Source organism: Dietzia sp. UBA5065 (assembly GCA_002415925.1).
GTDB lineage: Bacteria > Actinomycetota > Actinomycetes > Mycobacteriales > Mycobacteriaceae > Dietzia.
In genome coordinates this window covers 15,482-23,558 of sequence record DIAZ01000123.1, presented here as the reverse complement: position 1 = coordinate 23,558, position 8,077 = coordinate 15,482, and the positions used below count along the sequence as shown (strand labels likewise).

Here is an 8,077-nt window from a genome sequence, read left to right as displayed (position 1 = left end):
GGGACCGCATCACCCTCGACATGCGCGACGAGTGGTTCTGATCCGGTACACGCCGGTGGCCCGGGTCGACGCTCGCGCGTCGACCCGGGCCACCGTGGCGGGGTGAGGAGGGGAACCCCTCAGTCCGTCACTGCTCGGGGATGAGGACCTGGTCGATCAGGTAGACGGTCGCGTTGGCGGTCTGGACGCCGCCGCAGATCACGTTCGCGCCGTTGACCTTCAGCTCGTCGCCCTCGCCGGTGACCTCGACGTCCGCGCCGTTGAGCGTGGTGTGGCCACCCACGACGTCCTTGGGCGAGGCCTGTCCCTTCACCACGTGGTAGGTGAGGATGCCGGTGAGCAGTTCGGGGTCGGTCTGCAGCGTCTGCATCGTCGCGGCGTCGATCGCCGCAAAGGCGTCGTTGACGGGCGCGAAGACGGTGTACTCGCCGCTGTTGAGGGTGTCGACCAGGTCGACATCCGGGTTCACGCCGCCGGACAGGGCCGACGCGAGCGTGCTGAGCAGCGGGTTGTTGGAGGCTGCGGTGGCGACCGGCTCCATGGCCATGCCGTCGACCGACGCGGGGCCGCTCGGGTTGGACTCGGCGTAGTCCGCACAGCCGGGGCCGACGAGCATCGCGGCCGGGTCGGCGGCCATGCTCGAGGTCGCGGAGGACGAGGCCATCGCGGAGGAGGTGGCCATCGGCGACGAGGTCGCCTCGGCGTCGGACGAGCCGTCGTCGGTGGAGCAGCCGGCCAGGACGAGCCCGCTGACCGCGGCGGCCGCCGCGACAGATGCCATGCGTCGGGAGATCTTGATGCCCATGATGATGGTCCTTTCGATGGAGCCCTCGGTCGTTGGGGCCCGTGTGCTGGGTCACCGGTACTTCGACACTGTGGCGGGGCCGGATGGGTGTCGGATCGGAACTTTCTCCGACCGGTCCGACGGCGGCCCCGCTCCGAACACCAGATGTGAAGACAGGCCAACAACATCCCCCCGTCGCGGCCCGGGCGATCGCGGGACTCCTCGCGACCGGTGTCGCCCTCGCGGTGGGTCACGCGATCGCGGGCGCCCTCGACAGCCGCTCGTCCCCGTTCCTCGCGGTGGCCGACACGGTCGTGGACCGGGCCCCGGCGGTCGTCCGCGAGGCGACGATCGACGCGCTCGGCACCGCCGACAAGCCGGCGCTGCTGCTCGGCCTCTCCGTGATCCTGGTCGCGGTCGGTGCTCTCTCCGGTCTGGTGGAGCGTCCCCACCGCCCCACCGGCTCCGCGATCATCCTGGTGCTCGGGGTGGTCGGCGCACTCGCCGCGGCGACCCGACCGACGGGCGGCCCGGCGTGGGCGGTGCCGACGCTGCTCGGCTCCGCCGCCGGCGTGCTCGCCCTCCGGCTTCTCATCGGGGCCCTCTACGCCGAATCCCCCCGGTCCCGGGCGCAGGGTGACGCGGACGGTGACGCTGACGGCGACGCTGGCCCGGTGACGGCGGAGCACCCCGACCGGCGACGCTTCCTCGCACTGGCCGGATCGTCGCTCGCCGTGATCGCCGCCGCGGGGGCGACCGGAGCCGCCCTCGGCCGGAGGGCGGCCGACGTCCTCGCCGACCGGACCGGGCTGCGCCTGCCCGCCGTGCTCTCCCGGAACGCGGCCCCGCCGGTCCCCGCCGACGTCGTCCCCGACGCCCCCGGGGTGACGGGCTTTCTCACGCGGAACGAGGATTTCTACCGCATCGACACGGCGCTGCGCGTGCCCACCATCACCTCCGCCGACTGGCGGCTCCGCATCCACGGGATGGTGGAACGCGAGGTCGAGATCGACTGGGGGGACCTGGTCCGCCGCGAGGCGCAGGAGCGGATCGTCACCCTGACGTGCGTGTCCAACGAGGTCGGGGGCGACCTGGTGGGCACCGCGAGCTGGACCGGTTTCCCGATCGCCGACCTCCTCGCCGAGGCGGGGCCGCTGCCCGGGGCGGACATGCTCCTTTCGACCTCGGTCGACGGCTGGACCGCCGGCACGCCGCTGGACGCCCTCCTCGACGGCCGCGACGCCCTCCTGGCCGTCGGGATGAACGGCGACCCCCTTCCCCTGGACCACGGCTACCCGGTCAGGCAGGTGGTGCCCGGCCTCTACGGCTACGTCTCGGCCACCAAGTGGGTGGTGGACTGGGAGGTGACCCGCTTCGACCGCGCCAGCGCCTACTGGACCGATCGCGGCTGGGGCGAGAAGGGCCCGATCCGCACCGCCAGCCGCATCGACAGGCCCGCACCACTGGCGGAGCTCGCCCCGGGGCCCGTCGTGGTGGCCGGTACGGCGTGGGCCCAGCGTCGGGGGATCGACCGGGTGGAGGTGCGGGTCGACGATGAGCCGTGGCAGGACGCCCGGCTGTCCGCCGAGTACTCCGTCGACACCTGGCGCATGTGGTCGTGGACCTGGGACGCCGAACCCGGACTGCACACGCTGCACGTCCGGGCCACCGACTCGACGGGCGAGGTCCAGACCGAGACCCGACGGACGCCCGTGCCCGACGGCGCCACCGGCTGGCACAACCGCACCTTCCGGGTGGTGGCGTGATGGCCGTCCTCCTCGCCCCGCGGCCCGGGACCCGCCCGTCCCGTGCACCGCGGCCGGTTCGCACTAGAATGTCGAGGGTGTCCGAACCCACCGCCACCTCGCTGGCCGACCCGGGGCGCCTGCTGGAACTGGCGGCGGCCGGCGATCTCGATGCGTTCGCCCGTTTCTACGACCTCATGGCTCCCCGCGTCCACGGCCTCGCGCTCCGGATCCTGCGGGATCCCGGGTACGCCGAGGAGACCGTGCAGGAGGTGTTCCTGCAGGTCTGGAAGCAGGCATCCGGCTACAGCCCGGCGCTCGGGTCGGTCCAGTCCTGGGTGTTGACCATCGCCCACCGCCGCGCGGTGGACCGGGTGCGGTCGGAGAGTTCGGCCACCCGTCGGGACGAGGTCGACGCGGCCACCGCCGTCACCCACGCCGGGGACATCGCCGAGCAGGTGACCGAGCAGATCTCGCGCGACCAGGACGCCGCCAACGTCCGCCGCTGCCTGGGGACCCTCACCGACAACCAGCGCGAGTCCATAGAGATGGCGTACTTCACCGGGCTGACCTACCGGGAGGTGGCCGACCGACTCGGCGCCGCGCTCCCCACGGTCAAGTCCCGAATCCGCGACGGCATGCGCCGTCTCAAGAGCTGCCTGGGAGGTGAGCTGTCATGACCGTCCTGCACCACGACCACCCCGAGTCCCCGGGCACGGTTCCTCCCGAGGACCTCGATCTCTACGCCCTCGACGCCCTGAGCCCACAGGAGGCCGACGCCGTCGAACACGCCCTCGTGTCCGCGACGCCCGATCAGCGGAGGTCGATGCTCGCGCACATCCGCTCGACCCGCGAGCTCGCGGCCGACCTGGTCGCCGACGCGGACCTGGACGTCCCCCCGCCGCCGGCGCTCCGGGACCGCGTCCTGGAGCTCGTGGCCGAGGAGGCGCCTCGCGCGCGATCCACCCCGGACCCGGCGGCTGCCGGGGGGACCGAGTCGGACGAGGACCGGTCCGGTGGCGGCGGGACCGTCGTCGACCTGGGCGCGGCGCGTGCGCGCCGGCGTCCCGGAGCGATGATGTTCCTCGCCGCGGCGGCCGCCGTCGCGCTCGTGGCGGCCGGTGTGACGATCGGCAGACTGACCGACGGGACCGCCCCGGAGGGGGGCCTGCCCGTCGCGGCCCCGCCGTCGGCGACCATGCCCGACCGGATCACGTCCCTGCTGGCCGCCGAGGACCTCGAGGTGGCCCGCGGCGAGATCGGCGCGACGGGCAACGCCACGGTGCTCGCGTCCAAGGAGGCGGACATGGCGGTCCTCTCCATGACCGGCCTGCCGGAGCCCGCCGAGGGGCGCGCGTACCAGATCTGGTTGATGGGTGACCACGAGCCGATCTCGGCGGGGACCATGGAATCCGGCCAGGTGGGACCGTCCCCGTCCGCCCGACTCGAGGGCATCAGGGGCTCCGATCAGATCGGCATCACCGAGGAGCCCGCGGGCGGCTCTCCGGCGCCGACCGGCCAGGTGCTGCTCGCGCTCGACCTCACCTGACACTCGACCCGACCTGACGCCCGGCCCGCCCTGAGTTCAGGGGTCAGGGGTCGAGCGTCAGGTCGGGTCGGGTCAGGGCCTCCACCACGGACGCAGCGGGATGTCCCAGGTCATGGTGTCGCCCAGGCGCACGGCGAGGATCTGGTGCAGCTGGATCTTGTTGTGCTCGAATCCGTACTGGCAGGCGCCCATGTAGAGCCCCCACAGCTTGGCCATCGGCTCCCCCACCTCCTCGACCGCCTCGTCCCAGTGCTCGACCAGGTTGGCGCACCAGTCCCGGAGCGTCATGGCGTAGTGCCGGCGCAGGTTCTCCTCGTGCACCACCTCGAAGCCGGCGTTCTCGGCCTCGACGTGCAGCGTCCCCGCTCCGGCCAGCTCACCGTCCGGGAAGATGTAGCGGTCGATGAACTGCCCGGCCCTGGCCGAGCGGGAGTTGTCCGGCCGGGTGATGCAGTGGTTGAGCAGCCGGCCTCCCGGCTTCAGGTAGCCGTGGAGCCGGGAGAAGTAGTCGCCGTAGTTCCTGCGCCCGATGTGCTCGGTGATGCCGATCGAGCTGATGGCGTCGAAGTCGCGCTCGGGGACGTCCCGGTAGTCCATCAGCCGCACCTCGGCCAGGTCCCCCAGCCCCTCGGCCTCGATGGCCGCGCGGCCCCACTCCACCTGTTCCGCGGACAGCGTCACGCCGATCACGTGGACCCCCCGGTGCGCGGCGTAGCGGACCATGCCCGCCCACCCGCAGCCCACGTCCAGCAGGCGGTCGCCGGCCTCCAGCCCGAGCTTGTCAAAGACCAGCCGGTACTTGTTCTCCTGCGCCGCCTCGAGCGAGGCGTCCGGGTCCGGGTAGCAGGCGCACGTGTACGTCATGGACGGCCCGAGGATCAGCTCGTAGAAGCGGTTGGACACGTCGTAGTGGTAGCTCACCACCTGCGAGTCGCGCGCCTTGGAGTGGCGGCGCATGCCGTTGAGGAACCGCTGCCACGGGGGCCGGACCTCCTGCTCGGGGACCGGCGGGACCGTGAGGTTCTCCGCTCCCACCGACCGGGCGATCCGCAGCATCGTCCGCGCATCGGGTGTCCGCGTCATGGTCTTGCGGAACACCTCCAGCGCGCCGAACACGTCGTGGGGCGCGCCCGGGTGGACGCCGTCCACCTGGAGCTCGCCCATGAGGTACGCGCGGGCCAGCCCCAGGTCGCCGGGCGCCGTGATGATGTACTGCAGCGCCTTCTCACTCTTCAGATGTAGCACCAGGTCACCGTCGGCGGGTCCGACCGCCGACCCGTCGTAGGCCTCGATCCGCAGGGGCGGCTCACCGGTGGCGAACGCCCCGACGATCTCCCCTATCGTCATCCTGTCCTTCACCGTGCACCCACCGCCTTGTCGTAGAGGGTCGCGAAGCGTCCCTCGGGGTCGAACTCCGCCTTGAGGCCCGCCGCGTGGACACCGCCGTAGAGGCGCTCGAACTCCTCGCGCGGATAGAAGACCTCCGAGTACAGCGACTTGTGCCCACCGAGCTGGGAGACCTCCCGCTCGATGCGCCGGTTCCACGCGCCGTCCGCCTCGCCCGGGGCGATGGGGGCCGAGGACCAGAACCCGATGTTGACGTAGGTCGTCTCCGGCGCGAGCGGGTAAAGGGGCCAGGGCCGGTCCGAGCCCCGTCCCCCGCCCGGGTCCGGTGCCGGCGTGGACTCGCGCAGCCGCAACGGGCACAGCCACAGCGGCTCGATGGGGACCTCGCGCAGGAACCAGTCGAGGAACTCGGCGGTGCGGTCCACCGCCACCTCGACGTCCTGCACCACGCGCTCGCGCGGCCCCTCGCCCCTGAGCGCGCCGATCCTGTTGCCCAGGTCGTACCTGTGGTCCAGCCCGATGAGCTTCCAGTACGCCGACGAGCGGAGCAGCTGCTGCGGCCACAGCCGGCGGATCAGCGGGTTCTGCGCGCCGAACGCCCGCGAGCACCAGAACCAGTCGGTGTCCCAGCGCTACAGGTAGTCGCGGATGGTCAGGCGGTCGCGGACCACCGAGCCGGCGGGACCGCCGTGCCGGATCGAGCGGTAGAAGACCGCCTGCTTGTCGGTCACACCCGAGTAGTCCGAGACCGGCCCGGGCTCGTCGGTCCGCCGCCCCAGGCAGAGGTACGACTCGTCCGCGGAGAACACGACCCCGTCCAGGAAATCGACCTCCTCGTCGTCGTAGATCCTCTCCTCGGCGATCCGCGCCACCGCCTCCTGGAGCGCGGTGAGGGAGTCGAACCGGACGTGGCGGAGCCCGACGTACCGCGCCACGGGCTCGAGCGCGATCCGCAGCCGCACCGCGTACCCCAGCGAGCCGTAGGAGTTGGGGAAGCCGCGCAGGAGGGCACGCTCGCGGTCGGTGCCGTCGGGGCGGGCGGTGACGATCTCGCCGGTGCCGGTGAGGACGTCCATCTCGAGCACGGATTCGTGGGGAAGCCCCAGCCGGAACGAGGTGGACTCGATCCCGAGTCCCGTGACGGCACCGCCGAGCGTGATGGTCTTGAGCTGCGGCACCACGTACGGCATCAGCCCGAACGGCAGGGTGGCGTCGACCAGGTCCTCGTAGGTGCACATGCCCTGGACGTCGGCGGTGCGGGCGTCCGGATCCACGGAGACGACGCGCGTGAGGCCGGTGGTGTCCAGGCCCGGCGACGACGACGAGGCGCGCGGCCTGAAGAGGTTGGACGTCTTCTTGGCCAGCCGGACGGGCTCGCCCGGGGGGACCGCGGCGAAGCTGGCCAGCAGCCGTCGGACGCCCTCCGCGTGCCGCTCCGGACCCACGATGAGCGGGCCGGTGAGGCGCGCCGCGATTCCCATGCGCCCCACCCTAGTGAGGGTCGGCGGGCCACGGGGGTGTTCCGGCGGGGGGCGAGTCGGGGGTCGCGGCGGGGGTCGCGGCGGCCATCCCCGCGGGCCGCCACCCCGGCGGGCCCAACGCGAAACCCGCCCGCTCACGCCACGAGCGCGCCGACCGGACGTCGCGCCAGATGGCCACGTACTCGTGCAGTTGCAGCCAGAACGGGTTGTACGAGTCCACCTGCGTGGTGAGGCCATAGGTCGGACGATGGGTCTCGCGCCGGAAGGTGCCGAACATGCGGTCCCAGACGATGAGGATGCCGCCGTAGTTGCGGTCGAGGTACTCCGCGTCGGACCCGTGGTGGACACGGTGGTGGGACGGGGTGTTGAAGATCCACTCGAGTGGCGACCAGAGCCGTCCGACGCGCTCGGTGTGGACGAAGAACTGGTAGACCAGCGAGATCGAGAATCCCGTGAACACCATCCACGGCGGCACGCCCAGCAGCGGCAGTGGCAGCCACGCCACGATCTCGCCGGAGTTGTTCCACTTCTGCCGCAGCGCGGTCGCGAAATTGTAGTACTCACTGGAGTGGTGGGCCTGGTGCGTGGCCCACACCAGGCGGACGCGGTGGGCGGACCGGTGGTACCAGTAGTAGAGGAAATCGGTGCCGACGATCGCCAGGACCCACGTGTACCACGCGTCGGTCGGCAGGTGCCACGGCGCGACGTAGACCCAGACCGCCGCGTAGAGCACCAGGCCGACCAGCTTGCCGACCAGCCAGAACGCCTGCGAGGCCGCGCCCATGATCAGCGACGTCACGGCGTCGCGCGCCTGGTACCCCCCGGGCTCCCGGGCCTGCAGGAGCCTCGCCGAGAACCACTCGACGGCCACGAACAGCACGAAGATCGGAAGGGCGACGAGCACCGGCTCCCGCAGGGGGTCGGCGAGCGCCCCCACCCCCCGTGCCAACGCCTCCGCAAAACCCATCTCGGTCACGTCTCGATTGTGACACCACTCACTCGGGCCCCGCCGAACAGCCCCGGTTCCGCCTCGCGAGCTCTTACCCTTGGCATCCACATCCCGTGCCTGTCATCCACTCCCCGCGCCGGACACCGACCCAGGAGGACCCCCCGTGTCTCAGTCGACCACCGCAGCCGCACGCACCCCCCGCTCCACAGCTCTGATCTCCAC

At 72.0% G+C, this 8,077-nt stretch carries 6 protein-coding genes and 1 pseudogene; 3 read left to right on the top strand and 4 right to left on the bottom strand.

Going from position 1 to position 8,077, the window contains the following annotated elements:
* Nucleotides 1–127: 127 nt before the first annotated feature.
* Nucleotides 128–805: a fasciclin domain-containing protein gene (locus B4M60_RS09645; protein ID WP_291082853.1), complete on the bottom strand. Its 678-nt coding sequence runs from the start codon at nt 803–805 to the stop codon at nt 128–130.
* An 83-nt stretch (nt 806–888) separates the two neighbouring features.
* Between B4M60_RS09645 and B4M60_RS09640 the strand changes: the two genes are divergently transcribed.
* The 3 genes from B4M60_RS09640 (at nt 889) to B4M60_RS09630 (ending at nt 4,078) form a co-directional block, all read left to right on the top strand.
* Nucleotides 889–2,550, top strand: coding sequence for a molybdopterin-dependent oxidoreductase (locus B4M60_RS09640; protein WP_414646779.1), 1,662 nt, complete (start codon nt 889–891; stop codon nt 2,548–2,550).
* Between the two features lie 68 nt (nt 2,551–2,618).
* Entirely contained in the window at nt 2,619–3,209 is a 591-nt protein-coding gene (gene sigK / locus B4M60_RS09635) for an ECF RNA polymerase sigma factor SigK (RefSeq protein ID WP_291082849.1), read from the top strand.
* Nucleotides 3,206–4,078 (top strand): anti-sigma factor, encoded by an 873-nt coding sequence (locus B4M60_RS09630; RefSeq protein ID WP_291082846.1) that lies wholly within the window; start codon nt 3,206–3,208, stop codon nt 4,076–4,078. The genes sigK and B4M60_RS09630 overlap by 4 nt, the downstream gene beginning before the upstream one ends.
* A gap of 72 nt (nt 4,079–4,150) precedes the next feature.
* On the opposite strand, the gene B4M60_RS09625 is transcribed toward B4M60_RS09630, so the two are convergent.
* The 3 genes and pseudogenes from B4M60_RS09625 to B4M60_RS09615 all read right to left on the bottom strand — a co-directional run bounded on the left by B4M60_RS09625 (nt 4,151) and on the right by B4M60_RS09615 (nt 7,873).
* On the bottom strand, nt 4,151–5,425 hold the full coding sequence (locus B4M60_RS09625) for a class I SAM-dependent methyltransferase (RefSeq protein ID WP_291082843.1): 1,275 nt from the start codon (nt 5,423–5,425) through the stop codon (nt 4,151–4,153).
* Nucleotides 5,426–5,433: 8 nt separating this feature from the next.
* Nucleotides 5,434–6,906 (bottom strand): annotated as a pseudogene (locus B4M60_RS09620) (FAD-binding oxidoreductase).
* 10 nt (nt 6,907–6,916) lie between these two features.
* Nucleotides 6,917–7,873: a sterol desaturase family protein gene (locus tag B4M60_RS09615; protein WP_291082916.1), complete on the bottom strand. Its 957-nt coding sequence runs from the start codon at nt 7,871–7,873 to the stop codon at nt 6,917–6,919.
* Between the last annotated feature and the right edge of the window lie 204 nt (nt 7,874–8,077).